Origin of the sequence: Nonomuraea soli, assembly GCF_013761175.1 — a bacterium.
Taxonomy (GTDB): Bacteria; Actinomycetota; Actinomycetes; order Streptosporangiales; family Streptosporangiaceae; genus Nonomuraea; species Nonomuraea soli.
In genome coordinates this window covers 719,255-743,679 of the sequence record NZ_JACDUR010000007.1, presented here as the reverse complement: position 1 = coordinate 743,679, position 24,425 = coordinate 719,255, and the positions used below count along the sequence as shown (strand labels likewise).

General features: G+C 72.2%; 19 protein-coding genes. 6 read left to right on the top strand and 13 right to left on the bottom strand.

The annotated features are described in order from the left end of the window. Nucleotides 1-58: 58 nt before the first annotated feature. Nucleotides 59-1,051, top strand: coding sequence for an alpha/beta hydrolase (locus HNR30_RS36080; RefSeq protein ID WP_246379912.1), 993 nt, complete (start codon nt 59-61; stop codon nt 1,049-1,051). Nucleotides 1,052-1,122: 71 nt separating this feature from the next. Continuing rightward, a complete protein-coding gene (locus HNR30_RS36075; protein ID WP_181614560.1) occupies nt 1,123-1,368 on the top strand; it encodes a glutaredoxin domain-containing protein in 246 nt (81 codons plus the stop codon). A 37-nt stretch (nt 1,369-1,405) separates the two neighbouring features. On the opposite strand, the gene nudC is transcribed toward HNR30_RS36075, so the two are convergent. From nudC to HNR30_RS36045, 6 genes are all read right to left on the bottom strand, one after another. After that, nucleotides 1,406-2,368: an NAD(+) diphosphatase gene (gene nudC / locus HNR30_RS36070; protein ID WP_181614662.1), complete on the bottom strand. Its 963-nt coding sequence runs from the start codon at nt 2,366-2,368 to the stop codon at nt 1,406-1,408. Nucleotides 2,369-2,474: 106 nt separating this feature from the next. Further along, nucleotides 2,475-3,155, bottom strand: coding sequence for a class F sortase (locus tag HNR30_RS48540; RefSeq protein ID WP_220134340.1), 681 nt, complete (start codon nt 3,153-3,155; stop codon nt 2,475-2,477). Nucleotides 3,156-3,157: 2 nt separating this feature from the next. After that, a complete protein-coding gene (locus tag HNR30_RS36060) occupies nt 3,158-3,820 on the bottom strand; it encodes a hypothetical protein (protein WP_181614559.1) in 663 nt (220 codons plus the stop codon). A 93-nt stretch (nt 3,821-3,913) separates the two neighbouring features. After that, the gene (locus HNR30_RS36055; protein WP_181614558.1) at nt 3,914-4,573 is read right to left on the bottom strand and encodes a response regulator transcription factor; all 660 of its coding nucleotides are present in this window, start codon (nt 4,571-4,573) and stop codon (nt 3,914-3,916) included. After that, nucleotides 4,551-5,900 carry a sensor histidine kinase gene (locus HNR30_RS36050; RefSeq protein WP_312894880.1) on the bottom strand — a complete coding sequence of 450 codons (1,350 nt, stop codon included), beginning with the start codon at nt 5,898-5,900 and terminating at the stop codon, nt 4,551-4,553. Before HNR30_RS36050 ends, HNR30_RS36055 begins: the two co-directional genes overlap by 23 nt. Nucleotides 5,901-5,909: 9 nt before the next feature. Next, a complete protein-coding gene (locus HNR30_RS36045) occupies nt 5,910-6,143 on the bottom strand; it encodes a hypothetical protein (protein ID WP_181614557.1) in 234 nt (77 codons plus the stop codon). Between the two features lie 158 nt (nt 6,144-6,301). Here HNR30_RS36045 and HNR30_RS36040 point away from each other — a divergent pair, with 158 nt between their 5' ends. The 4 genes from HNR30_RS36040 to HNR30_RS36025 are packed head-to-tail and all read left to right on the top strand — an operon-like array spanning nt 6,302 to nt 11,478. After that, entirely contained in the window at nt 6,302-7,429 is a 1,128-nt protein-coding gene (locus HNR30_RS36040; protein ID WP_181614556.1) for an ATP-grasp domain-containing protein, read from the top strand. Then, entirely contained in the window at nt 7,426-8,919 is a 1,494-nt protein-coding gene (locus HNR30_RS36035; protein ID WP_181614555.1) for an IucA/IucC family protein, read from the top strand. Before HNR30_RS36040 ends, HNR30_RS36035 begins: the two co-directional genes overlap by 4 nt. Nucleotide 8,920: 1 nt before the next feature. Next, nucleotides 8,921-10,420, top strand: a complete 1,500-nt coding sequence (locus HNR30_RS36030; RefSeq protein WP_181614554.1) for an IucA/IucC family protein — start codon at nt 8,921-8,923, stop codon at nt 10,418-10,420. Next, entirely contained in the window at nt 10,417-11,478 is a 1,062-nt protein-coding gene (locus HNR30_RS36025; protein WP_181614553.1) for a type III PLP-dependent enzyme domain-containing protein, read from the top strand. The genes HNR30_RS36030 and HNR30_RS36025 overlap by 4 nt, the downstream gene beginning before the upstream one ends. On the opposite strand, the gene HNR30_RS36020 is transcribed toward HNR30_RS36025, so the two are convergent. From HNR30_RS36020 to HNR30_RS35990, 7 genes are all read right to left on the bottom strand, one after another. Further along, the gene (locus tag HNR30_RS36020) at nt 11,466-14,738 is read right to left on the bottom strand and encodes an ATP-dependent helicase (protein WP_312894879.1); all 3,273 of its coding nucleotides are present in this window, start codon (nt 14,736-14,738) and stop codon (nt 11,466-11,468) included. The two genes, HNR30_RS36025 and HNR30_RS36020, sit on opposite strands and share 13 nt — an antisense overlap. Continuing rightward, nucleotides 14,732-17,965: an ATP-dependent helicase gene (locus HNR30_RS36015; protein ID WP_312894888.1), complete on the bottom strand. Its 3,234-nt coding sequence runs from the start codon at nt 17,963-17,965 to the stop codon at nt 14,732-14,734. The genes HNR30_RS36020 and HNR30_RS36015 overlap by 7 nt, the downstream gene beginning before the upstream one ends. Before the next feature lie 168 nt (nt 17,966-18,133). Then, on the bottom strand, nt 18,134-19,048 hold the full coding sequence (locus HNR30_RS36010; protein ID WP_181614551.1) for an LLM class flavin-dependent oxidoreductase: 915 nt from the start codon (nt 19,046-19,048) through the stop codon (nt 18,134-18,136). A 58-nt stretch (nt 19,049-19,106) separates the two neighbouring features. Continuing rightward, entirely contained in the window at nt 19,107-21,836 is a 2,730-nt protein-coding gene (locus HNR30_RS36005) for a CDP-glycerol glycerophosphotransferase family protein (protein WP_181614550.1), read from the bottom strand. Nucleotides 21,837-22,022: 186 nt separating this feature from the next. Further along, nucleotides 22,023-22,331, bottom strand: coding sequence for an MGMT family protein (locus HNR30_RS36000; protein WP_376771775.1), 309 nt, complete (start codon nt 22,329-22,331; stop codon nt 22,023-22,025). Nucleotides 22,332-22,341: 10 nt separating this feature from the next. Beyond that, a complete protein-coding gene (locus HNR30_RS35995) occupies nt 22,342-23,496 on the bottom strand; it encodes a S8 family serine peptidase (protein ID WP_181614548.1) in 1,155 nt (384 codons plus the stop codon). Continuing rightward, nucleotides 23,490-24,362, bottom strand: a complete 873-nt coding sequence (locus tag HNR30_RS35990) for a hypothetical protein (RefSeq protein WP_181614547.1) — start codon at nt 24,360-24,362, stop codon at nt 23,490-23,492. Before HNR30_RS35990 ends, HNR30_RS35995 begins: the two co-directional genes overlap by 7 nt. Between the last annotated feature and the right edge of the window lie 63 nt (nt 24,363-24,425).

Below are 24,425 nucleotides of genomic sequence, written 5' to 3'. Positions count from 1 at the left end.
CAAAAGTTAGGCCATCACCCCGACAGTTTCGGGGGCACGGTGGAAAGGAAGGCCCCGTTTGCGACCCGCGGTGACCTTGGCTGCGCTCGCTCTCGCCGCGCTCGTCCCGGCGGCCGCGCACGCCACCAGTGCGACGGCCGCTGCCGCGTCCACGCTGAGCTCCGCCTCCGTGAACGCCGCTGCCGCGTCCACGCTGAGCTCCACCTCGGCGAGGGCCGCGAAGGACCCGACGCCCGAGCCGACCGTGCACACCACCACCGACCCGTTCGGGGTCGGCGGCTTCGCCTTCGAGACCATCTCGTACGGCCCGCACAAGCGCCAGGCCATGGACGTGTGGTGGACTCCCGACGGCATGAAGCGCCCCGGCATCTTCCTCATCCACGGCGGCTGGTGGTCGTCGGGCGACAAGACGCAGGCGACCTCGATCGCCCGCAGCTACGCCGAGCTGGGCTACACGGTCTTCAACCTCAACTACCGACTGTCCGGCGACGCCGCCTGGCCCTCCCAGCGCAGCGACGTGTTCGACGCCATCCACACCGGGGTCAAGTCGGCGGAGCGCTGGCAGTTCGACCCCAAGAAGTACGTGATCCTCGGCTTCTCCGCGGGCGGGCACCTGGCCACCGCGGTGGGCACGTTCGGCGACGGCGAACTGCCGGGGCTCAAGGGCGTCGTGGGCGTCTCCCCCGTGGTCTCGCCGCTGCTCGCCTTCCACGACGGCGACGAGACTTTCGACCCCAACCGCCGCAAGCTGCGCGAGGCGGCCGTCCAGCTGGCCGGAGGCTGCGAGCCGCTGGGCAAGTGCTCGCGCGTCTGGGCGAGCATGGAGGTGCAGTGGCACGCCAGCCGCGGCGACGCGCCGGTGCTGACGGTGCACTCCCAGGACGAGTTCGTTCCGCCGTCGCACAGCGTGCGGCTGAAGAGCATGCTCGGCCAGGTCGGCGTCCCGATGACGGTGCTCACCGTGCCCGGCATCGCGCACAGCTCGCCGCTGTACCGGACTCCCGGGGTCGCCGAGCGCATCCAGAAGTGGATCATCGAGAAGATCGGCTGATCTTCGGAGGAATTCCGACGGGGACTCGCGTTGTTGCAGTGAGCGCCTCATAGACGGAAGGACATCTGGAGATGGCGCTCACGGTTTACAGCACCACGTGGTGTGGCCCCTGCAAGCGGCTGAAGTCGCAGCTCAGCAGGGAAGGCATCGCGTATCGGGAAATCGACATCGAGGCCAACCCCGGCGCGGCGGAATTCGTGATGAGCGTCAACAACGGCAACCAGACGGTGCCGACCGTCGTCATCGAGACGCCGAAGGGGAAGGTCGTCAGGACCAACCCGAGCGTGCTCGAGGTCAAGGCCCTTCTGGGCGTGTGACGAACGGCCTGGGGAGCTCCGAACTCCCCAGGCGATGTCACCAGTCGCCGTCGAGGTGCCTGCCGTACCAGGTCTCGATCAACCGGCGCGCGATCGACACCGGCGGCGGCAGCCGTACCTCGCCCGACTCCAGGGCCGCCGCGAGCTCCTCGCGCGAGAACCACCGGGCCTCGGCGATCTCCTCCTCGTCGAGCACGAACTCGGTGCTGACGGCGTCGGCGAAGAACCCCAGCATCAGCGAGCGTGGGAACGGCCACGGCTGGCTGCCCAGGTAGCGGGCGTTGACGACGGGAACGCCGACCTCCTCGGCGACCTCGCGGGCCACCGCGTGCTCCAGCGACTCCCCCGGCTCCACGAATCCGGCCAGAACCGACAACCGGCCCTCCGGCCACTGGGGGCCGCGGGCGAGCAGGCAGCGGTCGTCCTGGTCGCGGATGAGCATGATCACCGCGGGGTCGACCCGCGGGAAGTGCTGGCTGCCGTCGGCCGGGCAGACGCGCACGTGGCCGCCCTGCCTGGCCTCGGTGAGCGTGCCGCACTGCGGGCAGAACCGGTGCGTGGAGTGCCAGGCCTCAAGGGCCACGGCGTAGACGAGCAGGCCGGCGTCGCGGTCGCCGAGCAGGCCGCCCACCTGGCGCAGCCCGGCGGCGACGGGACGCCCCTCGGGGGCGTCGTCGAGCCGCATCGGCACCGTGACCCGACCGTTGAGATCGGCCGTGTCGGGCAGGTCGGCCACGACGGCGAAGTAGGTGACGCCGTCGGAGACGCCGAGCAGGAAGCGCTCGCCGTCGGGCGCGTCGGCGGTGGCGAACAGGACGGCCTCGACATCGGAACCCGAGCGCGTGACCAGCGTGTGGCCCTGGCTGACGACCATGACCCTCGTCGCGGGATCGGCCCAGGCACGTTCGAGCCCTGCCGCGTCGTTGCGCAGCAGCGCGGAGCGGTCGATCGTCCCCCGTGCCAGCAGCAACGGGCCCAGCAGCTGTTCGCCAATGCTCATCGTCACGTGCCACAACCTCCCAGAACCTTGGCCATCCTATGCCGAGGAAAAGTCCCGGCCATTAACCTGGCCGGGACTGGGGGTCGACGGACGGGATCGCCGCAGGTCAGCGGGCGAAGACGACCACGTTGTCGCGGTAGCTGCGGCCGTCGAACGATCCGCCGCAGGTGATGAGACGCAGTTCAGGGCCGCGGGTGGCGCCGTAGACGACGGCGTTCGGGACCTTGGCCTTGGAGTATTGGGCGATCCGGTAGACCGTGAACGTCGCCCGGGTGCCGTCGGCGCGATGGACGTGGATCTTGCGGCCGGGGGTGAGCGAGCGGAGGCGGTAGAAGACCGCGGGGCCGGTTCTGGAGTCGACGTGCCCGGCGATGACCGCCGCGCCGCGCTCGCCCGGCTCGGGGCCCGCCACGTTCCAGCCCGCCAGGTCGAAGCGCTTGGGGGCGACGAGCTTGCCCTTGCGGTCCAGGGGCAGCGGGATGATCGTGGTGGTGACGCCGATGGAGGGGATACGCAGCCGCACGGGGTTCGCGACGTCGGCCGGCGCGGCGACGGGACGGACGCGCGGGACCCGGGCGTACGGCTCCGCGCGGGTGTCGGCGCCCGTGTCGGCGCCCGTGTCGGCGTACGGCTCGGCCGGGGCTTGCGTGTACGGCTCGGCGAGGGGCTGGGCCTGGGGCGCGAGGACCGGGCGCAGGGGCTGGGGCGAGGACGCCGCCGGGGGTGAGGCGGCGCAGGCCGTGGAGGCCAGCGCCGCCAGACCCAGCGCCGCCAGGGTGCGGCGCACGGTCACCGCTCCTGGGTGGAGGTGCGGCGGCGCAGCCACACGGCACCCCCGGCGAGGGCCGTCAGCCCGGCCAGGCCGGCCGCGGCGGGGACGAGCGGGTTGACGCCCGACTCGGCGGAGACGGGCTCGGCCGAGGTCCAGGTGCCGCCCGCACCGGTGTCGACGCCACCGCTCGGGGTGTCGTCATCGTCATCGTCGCGGGCGGCTCCACCCTTGCCGGTCTCGACGCCGCCCTGAGGGGAGTCATCGTCGTCGCGGGAAGCGCCACCCTTGCCGGTCTCCACGCCGCCCTGGGGCGAGTCGTCGTCATCGTCCTGGGTGACACCGCCCTTACCGGTCTCGACGCCGCCGCGCGGGGCGCCGTCGTCGCGGTCGTCGTCGCGGTCGTCGTCGCGGTCGTCGTCGCGGTCGTCGTCGCGGTCGTCGTCGCGGTCGTCGTCGCGGTCGTCGTCGCCACGCGAGGAGCCACCACGCGAGGAGTCGTCGTCGCGGTCGTCGTCGTCATCGTCGCCGCCACCGTCGTCGTCATCGTCATCCGCCCCCACGACCACCGCCCCGCTCAGCGGCGCCCCCGTCGCGGAGGCCGGAGCGGCGCCGGCGGCGAGGAGCCCGCCACCGCTCCCCCCGATGATCGCCAGTGCCAGAAGCAGACGCTTGAGTTCCATCCCGGTTCCTCTCCCGAAGTCGTTTCTCCTGCCTGACTCCAGGTTCGCGACGGCCGGTGGCACCTGAATGACGCCTCCATGAGACGCCTCTCATCAGGCTTTCAGCCGGTACCCGGTCCCCCGCAGCGTCTCGATGCGGTCGCTGCCGATCTTCTTCCGCAGATACCTGACGTACACGTCCACCACGTTGGACCCGGGGTCGAAGTCGAACCCCCACACCTGGCTGAGCAGTTGTTCCCTGGTGAGCACCTGGTCAGGGTGCCTGCAGAACACCTCGGCGAGCGCGAATTCCCGTGTCGACAGCTCGACGGCCCGCCCGTCGACGTGCACCCTGCGCGTTCGCAGGTCGAGGGAGATCCCTCCGACTCTGAGCACGGTGGCCTCGGGCGTGCCGCCGGCCTTGAGCCGCAGCCGTACACGCGCCAGGAGCTCCTCGAAGGCGAACGGCTTGGGCACGTAGTCGTCGGCCCCGCCTTCCAGCCCGGCGACCTTGTCGGCGACGCTGTCGCGCGCGGTGAGGATGATCACCGGGATCGCCACCCTGGCCTCGCGCAGCCGCCGCAGCACGGTGAAGCCGTCGGCCAGGGGGAGCCCGATTTCGAGCACCATGAGGTCGAACTGCCCGCTGCGCGCGTATTCGTAGGCGGCCTCTCCGTCCTCCACGACGGTGGTGACGAACCCGTTGCCGCGCAGCCCCTTCTCCACGAAGGAGGCGATGCGCCGCTCGTCCTCAGCTATCAGGATCCGGTTCATCGCACGTCCCTTCCACAGTGATCACGAAGCGCGCGCCGTCCTCGACGTGCACGGTCCCGCCGTGGGCTTCGGCGATGGAGCGCACGATGGCCAGGCCGAGCCCGGCTCCGGGGCTGGAGCCCACGCGGACGAAGCGCTGGAAGATCCGTTCGCGGTCGTCGTCGGGCACGCCGGGCCCGTCGTCGCGCACCCACAGGGTCACCCGTCCGTCCTGTACGGCGGAGCCGACGGCGATCTCGCCGCCTTCGGCGGTGTGGCGGAAGGCGTTGGCGGCGAGCTGCATGAGCGCCTGCGTGAGGCGCTGCCTGTCGGCCATGATGCTCACCTCGGCCAGCGAGTCGACCCTCCACCGCCGTTCGCCGAGCGCTCTGGCCTTGGCGACGACGCTGACGGTCAGGTCGGCGACCTCGACCTCCTCGATGGCCAGGAAGCCGGGCTGTTCGGCCTTGGCCAGCGTGAGCAGGTCCTCGACGATCCTGCTCATCCGGTCGAGTTCGTCGGTCACCAGGGCGAGGGTCTCCTCGCGTTCCTCGTCGGTGGCGCCCATGAGTTCGAGGTGGCCGCGGACGACGGTGATGGGGGTGCGCAGTTCGTGCCCGGCGTCGTCGAGGAACTCCCGCTGGATGGCGAAGGCGCGTTCCAGACGGTCGAGCATGTGGTTGAAGGTGCGGGCGAGCGCGGCCACGTCGTCGTTGCCGGTGACGGTGAGGCGCTGGCTCAGGTCGGAGGAGTCGCTGATGCGCTCGGCGGTGGTGCGCACGAGCCGTACGGGTGACAACACGCGTCCGGCGACGAACCATCCGGCGGCTCCGGCCAGGGCGAGCGCGCCGAGGGCGGAGAGCACGAGCAGCCTGACGGCTCTGTCGACCTCGGCGCGGTGCCGGTCGTAGAAGACGAGGATCACGAAGTGCCCCTGTCTGGCGTCGCCGATGACGCTGACCGGGATGGCGGCCCAGCGGATCGTGCCTTCGTCGTGCGAGCCGGTGGCGACCTGGGTGTGCCGGGCGATGCGGTCGATCAGCCGGGGGTCGGCCTCGGCCCTGGCGTCGGGCGAGCGGCCGTGCCAGCGGCCGTCGACGAGGGTGAAGAAGGTCTCCCACCGGTCGGCGACGTTGACCTGGAGGTAGGCGTCGAACAGTTCGTCGAGGTCGCGGACGGGCCGCTGGGCGGCGAAGCCACGGAGTTTGTCGACCTCGTTGCGCAGTTCGTCGTTGACCACTTCCGCCTCGCGCTGCACGAGCACGGCCCATCCGGCGGAGATCGCCACCGCCAGCGCCAGCCCGACGACCGCCAGCATCCAGCCCACGATGCGGAAACGGGCGCTCACGGCTGCTGCTCAGTCGTCATCGTCCTCATCATCGTCTCCGGCCGGAGGTTTGCGCGACGCGCGTTCCTCCTTGGTGGCTTCAGGCCGGGCCGAGCTGGACTGCGTGGTGGGCACCGCGGACGGGGTGACGACGACCGGGCCGCCGAGCTCGGGTTCCTGCGCGCTGACCGCCCGCATGGTGATGAGCACCAGCGCCAGCACCGCCGCCGCGGCCACCCCTGCCAAGGAAGTCCTCCGGATCACGGCCGCCACGCTAGCCGCGTCCGCCGCCCGCCTTCGTGAGACGAGGATGAGAAAACTCTCATACCCTCTGATTGGAGCGTCGGGCCCACATGATGATCTCATCCCGGCTAGGATCAGCGACTTAGGTTAGCCTTACCTGATCTCGGGGGTACTCTGCCTTGCGGCTCTACCTAACCGCGCTCAAGCCGACCGACTCGGTGACCCACGGATTCCTGCCCGCCGCCGAGGCCCTGGGCTGCGAGGTCACCATCCTCACCGACCGGCCGGAGCGGCACCCCGGCGCCGTCGGCTGCGACGTGCGCGACCCGCGGGCGCTGATCGACACGATCGAGCACCTCGGACGCCCCGACGCGATCTTCTCCAACTCCGATCACCTCCAGACCGAGACCGCCCTGGCCGCGGCCTACTTCGGCCTGCCGGGCAAGGACTGGAGGGCGTGCCTGGCGGCCAAGAACAAGTTCCTGATGCGCCGGGCGCTCACCGCCGTGGAGAAGGTCTTCTCGCTGCGGCTCGCGCCGGGCGACCCGGTGCCCGACGGCCTGCCGTACCCCCTGGTGGTCAAGCCGCGCGAGGGGGTGGCCAGCGAGGACGTGGAGCTGGCCGACGGCCCCGGCGGGGTCGAGGAGGTGCGGCGGCGACGCGCGGGCGAGGCCGTGGTGCTGGAGGAGTACCTGCCGGGACCGCTGTACACACTGGAGACCCTGGGCGATCCTGACGGCATCACCGTCCTCGGAGGGTTCCGGACGACCTTGGGAGCTCTGCCGTACTTCGTCGAGGAGCGGCTGGACTGGACTCCCCCGCCGCCCGAGCACCACCACGTGCTCGATGCCCTGCGTGTGCTCGGCGTGGGCTTCGGCGCCTGCCACACGGAGTACGTGATCACTCCGAGCGGCCCGCGCCTCATCGAGGTCAACTACCGGGTGATCGGCGACCACTGCGACTTCCTGCTCGCGGACCTGCTCGGGGTGCCGTTGTTCGAGCACATCCTGCGGGTGCACCTGGGCGAGCGTGTGCCCGAAATGCCCACCTCCAGCGCGTACGGCACCGCGGTCTCCATCGTGGCCGAGCGCTCAGGAGTGATCACGGCGGCGCCCGGCGAGATGTCGGCGCACGACGGCGAGGTGCGCCTGTGGCATCGGCCGCTGCGCGCGGAGGGCGACAAGGTCGAGCAGACCCACACCAACCGCGACTACCTCGGTGTCGTCCGCGCGGTAGGGCCCTCACGCGACACGGTCGAGCGGGCCGTGGCGGCCTTCCGCGCCGCCCACCCGTGGGTGGTCTCATGATCGCCGCGCGCGTGCTCAACGCGCTGCTCAGGGAGAACTACGGCGACCTGGCCAGAAGGGTCTCCCGTGACAAGAACGGGGTGTCGGTGACGCTGGCCGGCGGCCGGGCCGTACGGCTCGCGCCAGGGCGGCTCTTCCAGGACTTCGTCGTGGCCCCCGGCGAGCGCCTGGAGCTGCCGGAGGTGCTGGAGACCCTGGAGGCCGTGGCCGACCCTGCCGACGCCGGCGGGGTGGCGGCCTTCCGCCAGGAGTGCGCCGAGGCCGAGCTGGCGTGGGCGCTGCTGCAGGAGCACCGCGACACGATCCTGCCCCGGCTGGCCGACGGATCGCTGATCTCCCTGGAGAGCCTGGCGGCCTTCGCCGACCACCCGGTCTACCCGACCTCGCGCGCACGCGGCGGGCTGACGGCCGAGGAGCTGCTCGCCTACGCGCCGGAGTTCGCGCCCTCGTTCGAGCTGCGCTGGGCGGCCGTGCGCGCTCCGGAGAGGCACGACCTGCCCGCCTGGTGGCCGCAGTTCGGCCAGGTGGGCCTGGCGCCGATGCCGGGGCACGCCCTGTTCCCCGTCCACCCGCTGTCGCTGGCGCGGGTGGCCGCGCTCGACGGCGTGACCATGGCTCCCCTGCCCCATCTGCGGGTGCGGCCGACGTTGTCGATGCGGACGGTCGAGGTCGAGCCGCGCACCCACTTGAAGCTTCCCCTGGCCACCAGCACGCTCGGCAGGCGCAACCGGAGGTCCATCAAGCCCGGCACCCTCGACGACGGCGCCAGGGCGCAGCGGCTCCTGGAGCAGGTGGCCGACCCCCGGGTGCTGGTCGCCGACGAGCAGACCTACGGCCACGCCGGCCACGAGTACCTGGCGTGGATGATCAGGAAGCTGCCCGACCTCGGCGAGATCGTCCCCGTCGCGGCCTTCCACGCGATCGACCTGCCCGTCGAGGAGCTGCTCTCCTACCTGGAGATCCTGATCCGCTGGAACGTGCGGTTGTTCGTGGAGTACGGCGTGGCGCTGGAGGCCCACCAGCAGAACCTGGCGATCGTGCGCTCGACCGACGGCCTGAGGTTGCTGGTCAAGGATAACGACGGCCTGCTCGCCTCTCCGTCGAGACTGGCCGCCCGGGGCATCGAGCCGCCCGCCTTCTCCGACGAGCGCATGCTGACCGACGACCCGCACGCCCTGGCCGACGTGTTCGTCACCATCACCCTGCACCTGGCCGCGGCGGCCGTGCTCGTCGGCAGGCTGCCCGACGACAGCGCGACCGGCCTGCTCAGGCAGGCGCTCGACGACGCGCTCAGGCCGTACGGCAACGACCCGATGGCCAGGATCCTGCGGGCCAGGACCCTGGAGGCGGCCCGCCTGACCGGCAAGTCCATGGTGATCGCCGGGACCCTCGTCGCCAAGGAGCGCACCGGCGCCCGCGACGTCAACAAGTTCTACGGCACCAGCGGCCCCAACTACCTGCGTGCCCCGTCGATGCTGAGGAGTGCCTGACGTGGAGAGCCTGCTCCTTGATCCACCGGCCGCGCGGGCCGAGGAGGCGACGCTCGCCGCGCTGCTGCGCTGCTGCGTCCGTGAGGTGGCCGGGGTGCGCGGCCTGGTGTGGTCCGCTCCGCCGTACCTTCTCCTGCGGATGGCGGGCACGTTGTTGCGGGTGCGCGCGCACGGCGGCGCGGCGCTGCGCTTCGAGGGTGCTCCCGAGCGGCTGGCCGGCGGGGCGTGGGTGCCGCTGACCTCCGACGAGCTCGTACGGCTGACCTCGCGGGAGTTGTCGGGGCACAATCCCGAGTTCTCCGGCCAGGTCGCCACGTCGAGGGAGGCGATCGCCGCCATCCTGCGGGCCAGGGCAGAGGTGGTGCCGCCCGCCGATCCTTGGCTCGCCTCCGAGCAGTCGCTGGTCTACGGGCACCCCTTCCACCCCAGCCCCAAGGCGCACGGCGGCTCCGGCTGGCTGCGCTTCGCGCCCGAGGCCCACGCCGAGTTCCCGCTGAGGTTGCTGGGCGTGCCGGAGGAGCTGGTGCGCCAGGAGGGCGATCCGGGCGCCCTCGACCTGCTGGGCACGGCGCCGCCCGGCCATGTCCTGCTGCCCGCCCATCCCTGGCAGGTGGAGCTGCTCAAGCTCGACGACCGCCTGCTCGACCTGGGCGAGACGTCGTGGCCGGTGTCGCCGACGTCGTCGGTGCGCACGGTCTACGACCCGGTCAGCGAGACCTGCCTGAAGTTCAGCCTGGACGTGCGCATCACCAACTGCGTGCGCAAGAACGCCTGGTACGAACTGGCGGGCGCGGTGGAGCTGACCAGGCGCCTGGAGCCCGTGTTCGCGGCCCTGGGCACCAAGTGGCTGCCCGAGCCCGGCTACCGCACGACCGCCTCGCACATCGAGGGGCTGGGCGTGATCGTGCGGGAGAGCCCGTGGGCGGTGTGCACGCCCGGCCTGACGCCGACGCTGGCCGGGGCGCTGGCGCTCGGGGTCGAGACCGCCGACCCGCTCGCCTGGTGGTCGGCCTACGTCTCGGCGGTCGCGCTGCCCGTGCTCGACGCCTACTTCACCCACGGCGTGGTGCTGGAGCCCCACCTGCAGAACGTCCTGGTCGCCATGGACGACCTGCCGCGTGAGGCGATCTTCCGCGACCTGGAGGGCACCAAGCTGGTCGCCGGACGGCACGACCTGTCAGGCCTGGACCCGGCCGTGGCCTCGGCACTCACCTACGACGCCGAGCGCGGCTGGTCACGTGTCGTCTACTGCCTCGTGGTCAACCACCTGACCGAGATCGCCGCCGCCCTCGCCGGCCACGACGGCACCCTGCTGCGCACGTTGTGGCAGGAGGCGCGCCGCCTGGTGGCGGAGTACGCCGGCGAGATCGGCTGGCCGGTGCGGCTGTCGGACCTGCTGGCGGGTGAGCCACTGCCGGCCAAGGCCAACCTGACCGTACGCTGGGCCCGTCATGCCGACCGTTCGGCGGGTTACGTCCCGATTGGCAACCCCTTCGCATGATCACCGCACGCGTCGTCGACGCCGCCCAGCGCCTGGGCGGCCAGCCCGCCTACCTGTACGACCTGCCCGCGCTCGACGCGCACGCGGCGGCCGTACGGCAGGCGCTCGGCGGGATCGAGCTGTACTACGCCGCCAAGGCCAACCCCGACCCCCGCCTGCTGGAGGTCCTGGCCCCGCACGTCGACGGCTTCGAGGTGTCGTCAGGGGGCGAGTTCGCGCACGTGCGCGACCTGTTCCCGCGGGCGAGGCTGGCCCTGGGCGGTCCCGGCAAGACCGACGCCGAACTCGGGCTCGACCCCTACCGCCTGCACGTCGAGTCGCCCGCCGAGCTGCGCCGGCTCAAGCGCCTCGGCGTCGAGGCCGACGTGCTGCTCCGCCTCAACCTCGACGTGGAGGTCGCGGGCGCCTCCCTGACGATGAGCGGCCCCTTCGGCATGGACCCCTCAGCGGTCGCGGAGTGCCTGCCCCTGTTCGACGAGCGGGTACGGCTGCGCGGCGTGCACGCCCACCTGGCCAGCGGCCTGGAGGCCGCCCAGCTGCTGGAACTGGCCGCCGAGATCGCCAGGCACCACCCGAAGGAGGTCAACGTGGGCGGCGGCATGGCCGTCTCCTACACCGACCCCGGCCACCGCTTCGACTGGGAGGCGTACGGCAAGGGCCTGGCCGCGCTGAAGCGCCCCGACCAGGTGCTTCGCGTCGAGCCCGGCCGCGCGCTGACCGCCTACTGCGGCTACTACGCCACCCGAGTGCTCGACGTGAAACGCACCAGGGGCGAGCGGTTCGCCATCCTCCAGGGCGGCACCCACCACCTGCGCACCCCGGTCACCAAGGGCCACGACCAGCCGTTCACGCCCATCCCCGCCAGGGTCGGGCGCGAGGAGCCGACGACCCTGGTCGGTCAGCTGTGCACGCCCAAGGACGTCTTCGCCCGCCGGGTGCCCATCGCCCTGGAGGCCGGCGACCTGGTGGTCTTCGAGATGGCCGGCGCCTACGCCTGGAACATCTCCCACCACGACTTCCTGATGCACCCCAAGCCCGGGTTCGTCTACCTCGACTGAGGCACGGCCTCGATGAGCGCCACCAGCCCGGCTTCGTCGATCAGGTTCACCGGCCGGATCGTGCGGTTGACCCTGACGTAGTGGAAGGCGGCGCCCACCTGGGTGACCGGGACCTCGGCCAGGTGCGACCAGGCCAGCCGGTAGGCGGCCAGCTGCACGGAGGCCGCCTTGGCCGCCTTGCCGGTGGGCGGCTTGCCGGTCTTCCAGTCGACGACCTCGTAGGAACCGTCGGGCGCCTGGAAGACGGCGTCCATGCGGCCGCGCACGAGCCGGTCGGCGATCATCGTCTCGAACGGCACCTCCAGGTCGAGCGGCTTGCGCTCGGCCCACTCGGACTCCTCGAAGCGTGCCTGCAGCTCCGCGAGCCGTACGTCGGCCTCCTCCTCCTCGAACAGATCGAGGTCCAGGTCGTCGATGAGCCGCTGCTGGCTCCAGCGGCCTTCCAGCCACTTGTGGAAGTTGGTGCCGCGGCGGGCCAGGGGCGCGGGCTGGCGCGGGACGGGCCGCCTGATGCGGCGGGCCAGCTCGCCGGGATCGGCGGCCAGGGTGACGAGGGACGACACGGTGAGCTTCGACGGCAGCTCGACGGCCAGCCCGGTCCGTTCACGGTAGGACGCCCGCTCGCGCAGCAGCAGCTCGGTGTCGCGCTCCCAGGCGCGCAACCGCTCGTCGTCGAAGGGGCGCAGCGGGTCTTCGGCGATCTCCAGAGCGCCGACGAGCGCGTCCTCGACCATGCGGGCGCCGTCGAGGACCGACTCGTAGCGCAGGCCCTCGGGCGTGACGGGCCAGGTGGCCTCGGCCGGCTCGGCGAGCAGCGGGTTCGTCTCGCCCTCGGCCAGCGGCGGCGCCCAGTAGGCGATGCGGTCGGCGGTGTCGCGCACCTCCAGCAGGAACTCCGACGGGTCCAGCGGCTTGGTGGCGCTCCCCCAGCGGTAACCGGAGCAGATCAGGTGGTAGTGGGCGCGGGTGACGGCCACGTAGGCGAGGCGCCGCTCCTCCAGCAGGTCGCGCTCGCGGCACTGCTCGTCGAAGTCGGCCAGCTCGTCCTTGGTCAGCCCGGTCAGGCGCGGCAGGTCACCCGCGTCGCCGCGCAGCGGGTAGGGCAGCTTGCGGGGGTTCTCGGTCCAGCGGGAGTTCATCACCGGGGTCGCGGGGAAGATGCTGCCGGTCGTGACCGTTCCCTTGGAGCTGAGCAGCTGCGACATGCCCGGCACGACGACCACCGGCCACTCCAGGCCCTTGGAGGCGTGCACGGTCATCAGCTTGACGCTGTTGCTCTCGCCGACGCGCCCGGCCTCCAGCCCGAACTCCTCGCTCTCCGCGGCCTGGAGGTAGGCCAGGAACGCGCCCAGGGTCGGGTCCTCCGCGTCTCCCGCGAAGCGCGAGGCGGCGTCCTGGAAGGCGTCGAGGTCGGCGCGGGCGGCGAAGGCCCCGCCCCGGGAGCCGACCTCGATGTCGAGGCTCATGCGCCGCTCGATCTCGGTGATCAGGTCGGGCAGCGGCTGGGCGGTGCCCTTCCTGAGCGCCCGCAGCTCCTGCGCGTAGGCGACGAGCCTGGTGCGGGCCAGCGGCGAGAACAGCTCCAGCCACGCCTCCCGGTCGGGCAGCTCGTCGAGGGCATCGACCAGGCTGCCGCGCTCCTCCGCCAGATCCACCACGACCTGGTCGAGCGGGTCCTTCTCCGGCTTGCTGCCCTCGCGCGCCTCCCGGTTGAGCTCGCGGGCGCACTCTCCGAGCTGCTTGAGGTCGGCGGGACCGACCCGCCAGCGCGGCCCGGCCAGCAGCCTGACCAGCGCGTCGCCCGCGGTCGGGTCGTAGATCACCCGGAGCGTGGCGACGATGTCGTTGACCTCGGGCACGGTCAGCAGGCCGCCCAGGCCCACGACCTCGACGGGGATGCCGCGATCCTCCAGCGCCCGCCTGATCGCCGGGAACTGCGACCGTTTGCGCGCCAGGATCGCCACGTCGTTGGGCTGGATGGCGGGCGTCTTGGCCTTCTTGCGCTCCCCCTCACCCCAGGGCAGCCCGTCGGGCGCGACCTCCTGGCCGAGCAGGTGCGCGACGCCGTCGGCGATCCACTTCGCCTCGTCCTCGGCCGTCTCGTGGAAGGCGCACGTCACGCGGCCCCTGTCGACCCGGTTCGAGCCCGGCACCAGCACGGGCACCTCCCTGGCCTCCATCCGCAGCGGCAGCTGGACCCTGGCAGCGACGTCGAGCACCCGGTCGCCGTTGCGGAAGCTGACGCTCAGCTGCCTGACGGGCGCCTCGTCGCCGCTGGAGGTGCGGAAGTCCTGGGAGAAGCGGCGCAGGTTGCCTGCCGAGGCGCCGCGCCAGCCGTAGATGGACTGGCACGGGTCGCCCACCGCCGTGACCGGGTGGCCGTTGCCGAAGAGGCTGCGCAGGAGCACGAGCTGGGCGTGGCTGGTGTCCTGGTACTCGTCGAGGAGCACCACCGAGTAGCGCCCGCGCTCGATCTCGCCCACTTCCTTGTGGTTGGAGGCTATGCGGGCCGCCAGCGACATCTGGTCGCCGTAGTCGATCACCTCGCGCCGGCGCTTGAGCCGCTCGTACGCCTCCACCAGCGGCAGCAGCTGCTCGCGGGCGTCGTGCACGGCCAGCGGCCTGCCCTGCGCCTGGGTGGTCTTGCCGGTCAGCTTGCCGTACCCCTGCCTGAGCCACTCGCCCACGGCCCGCACGTCGTGCGCGCCGCGCAGATGTTCCGACAGCTCGCCCGCCAGCTCCAGCACGGCGGCGGTGACGCTCGGCGGACCCAGCTCGACCTTGTCCATCGGACCGTCGTAGCCGACGACCACCCGGCTGGCCAGCTGCCACGAGATCGCCGGGGTGACCAGCCTGAGCGTGGGCTCCAGCGCCTCGCGCAGCGCGTGGTCGGTGACCAGGCGGGCGGCGTAGGCGTGGTAGGTCGAGACGGTCGGCTCGTTGTCGAGCACCTCGGGCTCGACCAGGCCCGCGTCGGCCAGGCCCGCCAGCCGCTCCCTGACACGGTGGGCGAGCTCGGCGGCGGCCTTGCGGGTGAAGGTCAGGCCCAGCACCCGCTCGGGCCTGACGAACCCGTTGGCGACCAGCCAGACCACGCGCCCGGCCATCGTCTCGCTCTTGCCCGAGCCCGCTCCCGCCATGACGACCATCGGCCCCAGCGGCGCCTCGATCACGAGGGCCTGCTCGGGCGTGGGCGGCAGGATCCCGAGCTTGCCCGCCAGCTCGACGGGGTTCAGGGGGCTGGGGGTCTCCTTCAGCACACCTGGCCTCCGCTGTCGTTGACGGGACACGAGCCGCGGGCCGCGCAGGTGCGGCAGCCGTCGTTCACCTTGGCCTGGAAGAACGGGCCCGACATGCCCAGCGCCACGGTGTCGACCAGGTCCTTGGCCCAGTTCGGGTCCTTGTCGTCGGCCAGGGCCTGCTGCTTCTGCTCCATGGCGTCGTTCTTGCCAGCGGCCTTGCCGACCTGGACCAGGGCGGCGCCGCCCGGCTCGGTCAGTCCGTGCTTGGCGAAGGCGTCGAGCAGTACGGCCAGCTGGTAGACGCCGAGCTGCGGGTGACGGTCGAGGTCGCCCGCCTTGGGCTTGCTGGAGCCGGTCTTGAGGTCGATGATCACCGCCCGGCCCTGGTCGTCGCGCTCGACCCGGTCGACGCGGCCCTTGATCTCGACGCCCTCGGAGACCATGGCGGTGAACGACTCCTCCATGGCGACCAGCTCGCGCGGGTTCTCCTTGTGCCAGCGCACGAACTTGGAGATCATCTGCTCGGCCACCTGACGCTGCTTGCGGTTGAACCACACGCCGCCGAAGTCGAGCTCGTTCCAGATCTGGTCGAGCCGCTGTCCGAGCAGGTCCTCGCTGGGCAGGTCGGTGGCGGCCAGGACCGCCAGGGCGTGGATGACGTTGCCCAGGCCCTGGGCGGTGCTGGTGCCCGCCGCGCCCACCGCGGTCTCCAGGAGCCAGCGCAGCCCGCACTTGGTGAAGTTCTCGACCGCCGACGGCGAGATGCGCACGATGTCGTCGGGCCAGCCCAGCGGCCGGTCGTCGGTGATCGGCGTCAGGGCGTACCAGTCGTTGGGATGGGCGCCCTGGACCCCGGCGGCGGCCAGCCTGGCCAGATGGTGGGCGGCCGTCTGCCTGACCCTGGACGGCTTGGTCGGGTCGGTGACGACGCTCCTGAGGTCGGCGACGAGCGCCGACATGTTGAGCCATCTGGCCTTGTCGTCGACGCCCGCCGTCTCGACCGCTCCCGGCATCAGCTCGGCCAGGAACCTGGAGGGCCGCTCGTCGGTGTCGTCGCCGCCCACCGCCGTGACCACGAGCTTCTTCCTGGCCCTGGTCGCGGCGACGTAGAAGAGCCTGCGCTCCTCTGCCAGCAGCTTGGAGGCCAGCTGGGCCGCTGCCACCTGGGTGGAGTCGAGCGCCTGGCCCTCCGACAACTCGATCAGGGTCTCGGCGCCCAGCATCGAGCCGCGCAGCCGCAGGTCGGGCCAGGTGCCCTCCTGCACGCCCGCCACCACGACCACGTCCCACTCCAGGCCCTTGGAGCGGTGGGCGGTCAGCACCCTCACCGCGTCGCCCTCCGGCGCGCGGTCGGCCAGGGTGTCGGCGGGGATCTCCTGGCTGGCCAGGTCGTCGATGAACACCTCGGGACCCGCTTTGGGCACCCGGTCGACGAACCGCGCGGCGTAGTCGAACAATGCCACGACGGCGTCGAGGTCGCGGTCGGCCTGGGCGCCTCGCGCGCCGCCCGCCAGGCTCTGCTCGGTCCAGCGCTGCGACAGGCCGCTGGCGTCCCACAGATCCCACAGGGCGTCCTCGGCGGTGCCGCCCTGCGACACGGTCGCCTCGGCCACGGCCAGCAGCTTGGCCACCCGCTCGGCGGGCAGCGCGATGTGGTCTTCGAGCCTGGTCAGCTCTCTGGCGTCCCTGATCGCGGCGATCAGCAGCTCGCCCGAGGACCTGGCCTCGCCCGCCGGTTCGCCGTTCTCCTCCGCGAGCTGGATCGCCTCGTTCTCGGCGATCTTCAGCGCGCGCCTGAGGCGGCGCACCCCGATCATGTCGGTGCCGCCGAACGGGCCGGTGAGGAGTTCCTCCGCCACCGCCTCCTCGAGCATGGCCGGGTTGATCGCGATGCGCAGCAGGGTCAGGAGCGGGCGCACGCCGGGCTCCTGGGCCAGCGGCACCTCGTCGCCCGCGACCAGGGTCGGCACGCCCGCCGAGACCAGGGCCCGCCGCAGCAGCGGCACCTGCCTGGTCGCCGAGCGCACCAGGACCGCCATGCGGTGCCACGGGACGCCGTCGATCAGGTGCGCCCTGCGCAGGGTGTCGGCCACCACCGCCGCCTCCTGGGCGACGCTGTCGGCCAGCAGGACCTTGACCTCGCCCGGCTCCGCGTCGTCGGTGGGGATCAGGTCGCGGTGGCCCTTGGCCCTCCTCGGAGGCGGGGCGATCCACTCGCCCTGCGGCCGGGGGGCCTCCGGCTCCGCGTCGGGAGCGGGCGCGGCAGGCAGGCGGGTGGCGACCCGGCGTGTCGCCACCAGCAGATCCGCGCCGCTGCGCCGGCACACGCGCAGGGCGACCACCGGAGCGGCGTTGCCGTGCCGGTCGAGGAAACGGTCGGGGAACTGGAGGATGCCCTGCACGTCGGCGCCACGGAAGCCGTAGATCGACTGGTCGGGGTCGCCGACGGCGATCAGGTCGCGTCCCTCGCCCGCCAGCTGCTGCAGGAGGAACTCCTGGGCCGGATCGGTGTCCTGGTACTCGTCGACGAAGACGACGTCGTAGGCCCCCCGCTCCCTGCGCCGCACGTCGGGCTCGGCCAGCAGGCCGCCCGCCTCGCGGATCAGCTCGGTGTAGTCGAGCGACGGCTCGGGATCGAGGTCGAAGCGGGCTTCGTAGCGCAGGGAGAAGCGCCCGGCGGCGACCCAGTCGCCTCTGCCGTACTGACGGCCGAGCTCGACCAGGCGCTCGCCGTCGAGGCCGCGCTCGGCGGCGCGCGACAGGAAGTCGCGCAGCTCCTCGGCGAAGCCGCGGGTCTTCAGCGCCTCGTGCAGGAACTCGGGCCAGCCCCGCGCGCCGTCCTCCAGCTCGCCGTGGAGCAGGCGGCGGACCTCCAGCAGCTGTTCGGGACCGGTGAGCAGGCGGGGCACGGGAAGGCCCGCGCGTACGGCCTCGCGACGCAGCAGGGTGTAGGCGTAGCTGTGGAAGGTCAGCGCCAGCGGGGTCCTGGTGGTGCGGCGCATGCGGCCGGTGATGCGCTCGCGGAGCTCACCCGCCGCCTTGCGGCTGAAGGTGAGGATCAGCACCCGTTCGGGGTCGAGGCCGCGCCGCTCGATGCGGTCGACGACGGCCTCCACGATCGTGGTGGTCTTGCCGGTGCCGGGACCTGCGAGGACGAGCAGCGGGCCGCCGGTGTGCTCGACGACCGCACGCTGGTGCTCGTCGAGAACAGGAGGCGCAACCGGCCCCCCGCCCCCACGTCGCACCAATCGCCAGGTCTGACCACTCACAACACTCAATTCCACCAGACCACAGAGGTAGATCGTGCCGAGTTGACCGTTCTGGCGCGACGATTCGCCCAAGGTAGCGGTCCGCCGGTGGGCGCAAAGCCCGACACGCCGTTCGCGGCCATGCCGATTCGGCTGGTGTGGCCGCTATCCGCGCAGGCGGGCGAGCACCCGGTCGGCGGCGGGCAGCCGGTCGTCGCGCACGACGTACCGGGTGATGCCCCAGCGCTCGCGGTCGCGGTCGATGGCCTGGACGATCTCCTCCACCGTGCCGATCCACAGGTAAGGGCAGCCGAGAACCTCGGCGACGGTCATGCCGAGTCCCGGCGCCAGCTCGGACGCGAGCTTCTCGGCGTCGTCGGTGATCTCGACTCGCTGCACCAGCGCCTCCAGTTCCGGAGGTCTCGGCCGGTCCTTGGCGCCCTCCGCGACGAGCTCCACCTGCCGGTCGACGTCGGCGCCCGTCCAGCGCACCTCGTGCCGGTGGCCGTCGGGCAGCGTGCGGCCGAGCCCGGTCAGGCCCACCACGTCGGCGTGCCCGCCCGCCCAGCGCAGCAGGGTGGAGTTGCCGCCGCCGAAGGTGAAGGGCACAGGCAGGCGCACGGGGCGTGGCGAATCGAGGCGGGCCTCGACCGCGATCCCCTCCCTGGTGACCGTCTCGCCGGCCAGGAGGGCACGGGTGACCTCGGCCACCTCCAGGAAACGCCGCACCCGCCCGGCCACGTCAGGACGCGTGCGGCCCGTCATGCTCCACTCGGCCGGGGTGTGGCCCGCCCCGAGTGCCAGCCTGGCGCGCCCGCCGGAGAGCAGGTCGAGGGTGGCCACGTCGGAGGCGAGCAGCAGCGGCTCCCGCACGCCCGCGTGGGAGACGTAGGTGCCGAGCTCCAGCCGCGTCGTCAGCGCGGCGGCCGACGCCAGCGCCACGAACGGCGAGGCGCCGTCGCCCGGATGGTCGGGAGCCAGGAGCGCCGCGTAGCCGGACTCCTCGGCGTGCCGGGCCAGCTCGGCCCAGGACGCGGCACTCGCGGGATCGGCCTGGACGGAGATGACGGGCGTCGGCATGGATCACACGCTAGGCCTCCTTCCGGGCGGGCCGGAAGGAGGTTCGCCGGCGGATGAATCAGCCGAAGAGGTGGTCGACGACGCGGGCCGTGGCCTTGCCGTCGTCCTTGGGGGCGAAGGTCGCGCGGAAGCTCTCGTACCTGTCGGCGTAGGCCGAGGTGATCGCGGGCAGGTCGTGCAGCGCCTCCACCACCTCGGCGGCCGTCGACAGCACCGGGCCCGGTGCCTGCTCGCGCAGGTCGAGGTAGAGCCCGCGCTTGGAGGCGTACTTGTCGAGGTCGTAGGCGAACAGGATGATCGGCTTCCCGGTGGCCGCGAAGTCGAACACGCTCGAGGAGTAGTCGGTCACCAGCGCGTCGGCCACCAGCAGCAGGTCGGCGGTGTCGGGGTAGGTCGTCACATCGACCGCGCCCGCGGGCACATGGGGCATGGCCTGCATCGGGTGGGCCCTGACCAGCAGCTGGTAGTCGTCGGAGGCGGGCAGGCGCACCGAGGCGTTCTTGCGGTCGTAGTCGCGCCACGTGGGCGCGTAGAGGACCACGGGCCGATCGGGGTCGAGCCCCAGACGGGCACGGATCTCGCGGAGCTCGGCGGCGCGGCCCTGGGCCGACGACGAGGAGAGCATGTCGTTGCGCGGCAGCCCGGCCTCGATGATCTCGCCCTGGTAGCCGAAGGCCCGGCGCAGGACCGGCGTGGCCCACGGCGACTGGGAGATCAGCAGGTCCCAGCCGCGCACCTCGGCGGCCTGGCGGTGCCATACCGGCGGCCGCGGGTCGCGCTGCATGTGGGACTGGTCGTTGCCGATGTGCTTGGCCGGGGTGCCGTGCCAGGTCTGCACGACCACCTGGTCTTCGCGGGCGCGGAACCAGGTGGGCAGGAAGGAGTTGGTGATGATGTGGCGGGAGCGCGCCAGGGCGGCGTGGTGCTCGCGGCTGCCCGCCCGCACGAGGGTCGCGCCGTCGACGGTGAACGCGCCGTCCTTGACGATCCAGATGTGCTCGCCGGCGTGACCGCGCCTGACGCGCTCCTCGAAGATCGCGCGGACGCTGTCGGCGTAGAGCCTGCCGTCGTTGACGACGTAGACGGTCGCGTCGTTCAGCGGCTCCTTGCGCTGGGCGGGGTAGAAGACCCTGCGCAGCTGGTGGGTGCCCGCCAGGCCCTTCTCGTCGGCGGGCCGCACCTCCTCCGACATGATCACAGGTACGTCGAAGCGGGTGGAGACCAGGCGGAAGGAGTGGCCGCCGACCGTACGCTGCTCCTCGTCGAGGTCGCGCAGGGCGGCGTGGTCCATGCGGACGGGGACGATCTCGCCCGACGGGTGCTTGACCGACAGGTTCCAGGTGCCCGACGACAGCGGGACGGTCTCGCCGAAGCGCGGCATCGAGCCGGGCTCCAGCCGTACGGAGAAGTCGTCGCCGTCGCGGACCAGGGGCAGGTGGTACATCAGCCCGGAGCGGTGGCGCAGGGTCAGCGATGTCGCGCCGGACACGTCGGGGTAATGGCCGCGCAGCTCCAGCGTGGAGGCGCTCCACGAGACCGAGCGGATCACCGGGCGCACGCGGTGGGCCGAGACGACCACGCGGTCGCGGCGGTCGCCCAGCACGGTGATCTCGCGGTCGCCGACGACGGCCCGCGTCTCTCCCGCGTCGGACAGCATGACCGAGGCCGCCGGGTCGCCCTTGGGCTCGACCCAGAGCCGGCGCCCGTCCTTCTCGTTGACCAGCGACTGTACGGCCAGGCCGATGTGGACCTGGGTGCCGCCGGCGACGGGCGTGAAGTCGGCGGCGATGCGGTGGCCGCCCAGCCGGGCGTGTCCCTTGGTGACGTTGCGCCCGGGCAGCAGGACCCGCAGGTCCAGCCGGTCGTCGTCGAGCGTGACCCCGGCGAGCTCGGCCCGGTTGGGCTGGAGCACGACCTGGAGCGCCCGGTCGGAGGTCCACACGGGACGCACCCACCAGCCCTCGCGCACGCGCAGCCCGGTGGGGCGCTCGGTGCGGCCGATGGCGGCGCCGCGCAGCAGGCCGGTGGCGCGGGCGCCGCGGCTCCAGAAGACGATCTCGGCACGCCAGGTGGTGGTCTCGGGGATCGCCAGGCGGCGGCGGACCAGGCGGCGCATGCCGCTCACCAGGGCGCGCAGGGAGGCGCGCCAGCGCAGGGCGGCGGGCGAGACGGTCGCGGTGAAGCCCGACCAGTCGTAGTTGCAGCCGACCTCGCGGGCGGTGTGGGTGGCGTGGGGCGCGTGGGCGCGGCGGGTGCGCAGGCGCACGGGCGGCAGCCAGCGCGGCCCGCGCAGCACGACGGTGGCGCGGTTGAAGCGGCGGCTGCGCACCGACAGGCCCGCCAGGTAGGCGTGGCCGTGGACGTGGAGCCTGCCGTCCTTCCAGTGGATGTCGTCGATCTGCGTGACCGGCACCAGGTCGGACTTGCGCAGCCGGAACAGCTCCGCGGGCAGCTCGCCTGCGAAGGGCAGGTCGGCGTACCAGCGCAGGCCGCGCCTGATGCGCCTGGACGGCTCCGCGGCCGCGTTGACGACCTTCACCAGCGTGTCGCCCTCGACGAGCTCCTCGACGTCACGCGTCTCGATGAGGTGGACCAGCAGGCGGCGCGCGACCGGGAGGTCGCGCTTGACTGAGGGCGAGACCTGCGCGAGGTAGGGGCGCAGGAGCTCGACGAGCTCGCGTCTGCGGACTCCTCCCCGCTTGATCGCCAGGTCCATGCGGGCGCCGAGCGGTCCGCTCAGCACATCCGCGTCGAAGGAATCCTGCCCGCCGCTCCCGACGGCCGTCATGACCGCCTGGAGCGATTCGCCCCGATCGCAAAGGTCTTGAACAGCCCTCAGGCGCTCGCCGCCCAGGCTTGGGGGTGTGACGCCGGTGGCCATCGGCGAAACCGCCTTTCGCAACCTGTTCTCCAGTGCTGGCTAGCTTAGTGGTCGCCGTCCACCGGATTACCTACATCGGACCGTCTACGCAGCTCATGACTTTTCCTGAGAATCCGCTGAACCGTCCCATCTGGCGCGTCGCATATCCGCTTTCTCATGACGCACAGGAGTACCTTCCGAACGCCAGTGCTTGAGGCACTCCTGCTCGTGCCCCTGGACCGGGCGGCCGTCGGCACGCACCACCCGCCACCACGGCACTCCGCCGCCCCAGTGGGACATCACCCGGCCCACCTGGCGGGGCCCGCCCTGACCCAGGTATTCGGCGATGTCGCCGTAGGCCATCACCATGCCAGGAGGGATGCGCTCGACCACTTCGAGCACCAGTTCGGCATACTCGTCCACGCGGACCAAGCTAGCGACGTTGGTTGAGCACCGCCACCGACCACCCGAAGGCCACGAGCGCGAGCAGCGCGCCCCCGCCGAAGATCCACATGTGCCACGGGTCGGGTCCGGGCCGCGACGGCTGGGGCGCGTTCGGACCGGCCCCGAAGTGCGCGTTGTCGGGTACGGCCTTGCCACGCTGTTGCGGCTGCAGCTTCTCGGCCGCGGCCAGGGCGGCGGCCGCGTCGACGACCCCGAAACCGATCTTGTCGTCGTACCCCGGCAGCGGGCGGGCATGGGTGCTGGCCGACAGGGCCTGGGCGACCTGCTCGGGCCGCAGGCTCGGGTACTCGGACTTGATCAGTGCAGCCACCCCCGCGACGAGGGCCGAGGCCCCGCTGGTCCCGTCGGCGACGGAGTATCCTCCCGACCTCTCGGCGATCGGCAGCCCCACCCCCGGCGCGGCGACCAGCACCGAGAGGTTGTCGCTGCTGAAGGTGGCGCCCTTGCCCGTCTTGTCGACGGCCGAGACGCCGATCACCCCGGGATAGCCGGCGGGGAAGGTCCAGTAGGAGGTCTGGTTCTGCTTGGCGTACTCCGTCAGGCCGTCGTTGCCGACCGCGGCCACCAGGACCACGCCGCGCCGCAGGGCGTAGGAGACGGCCTCGCGCTCCGAGCGGTTGGCGCCGTAGGAGCCGATCGACATGTTGATCACCTGGGCGCCGTGGTCGGCGGCGTAGCGGATCGCCCTGGCCAGGGGGCTGACGCGCGAGGGCGCCACCTCCTCGGCCGGCGGGATCATGTTGGGTCCCGCCTCCTCCTCCAGCTCGATCGGGAGCGAGAGGACCTTGGCCTCGGGCGCCGCGCCGATCATGCCCTGGCCGGCTCCCGAGGCTGCGATCAGGGAGGCCATCGCGGTGCCGTGCTCGCCGATGGTGCCCGGCCGGTTCTCCGCCGTCGTCATGTCACCGGCGAGCGTGACGCGCCCTTTGAGCTCTTTCACGTCGGGGTCGACGCCGCTGTCGATGACGCCCACGGTGACGCCCGCGCCCTTCGTGGTCGCCCAGGCCTGCTCCAGGTTGAGCGCGTTGATCACCCATTCCTGCTGCTCCCGCACCGGGGGCGCGCTCGCGGTGCCGTACAGCAGGACGGCTGCGGCGGTCAGCGCCTTGGCGAGGGTCAGCACACGTTCCCCTGGGTGCACGGCGGGACACTCGGCGGGTCGGCCAGGAAGTAGGCGATCTGGTTGCCGATCGACTTCGCGGCCGGCCACAGCTCGCTGTGCAGGATCTCCTCGGGAGGAATCGACTCGCGGGTGCGGCCGTCGGCGTAGCCGCCGGTGGAGAAGACGATGTACGGCCCGGCCCCCACCCAGCCGTTGCGCTGGCGCTGCTCGACGCCGAAACGCTCGGCGACGGTGCCGGGGAACGGCACCGGCAGCACGCCCACCCGGTCGTCGGCCGAGAGCTCCTCGTTGGCCGAGACGCGCGACTCCTCGCTCTGCAGGACCGCGACGCCGACGGTGAAGACGAAGGTGGCGCTCTCGTCCATGTAGGTGGCCCGCAGCAGGGCGACGCAGCCGTGGCGCCCGAGCACGTCGGCGACGGTCACGTCGAGGCCCTGGGCGCAGGTCGACTGCGGGGCGATGCCGATGCGGCGCGCGTACTGCGGGGCCCGCTCCAGGCCCATGTACTTGACCTCTTCGGGAAAGACTCCCGCGGCCGGCCAGGCCTGCCAGCGCTGGGCGATCTCCTCCTGCTGGTAGCGGTACTGCTCGGCGGGGGTCAGCGGGCGTGAGCGGGTCTCGACGATCATTCCGGCGGAGCCGAGCAGCACCACGATCGCCGACAGGGCGACGATGAAGCCGACCATGCCGCGGAAGAGGCGGTGGTAGCGCACGCCCTGCTGGAGGTCGGCCATCTCGGCCCGGCGCTGCGCCGCCAGGGAGCCCGCCCGGGTGGCGGCGGGCCAGGAGCGCACGCGGGAACGCCGCGCGGCCGCCGCGCCGAACGGTGACTCACCGCTTCGTCGGCTGCGGGGCAACGGGGTCATCGGCCTCCTGGGGGCCCTGCTCGGCTGATCACTCACTCGCACACTCCGCGGATGTTCTGCCTA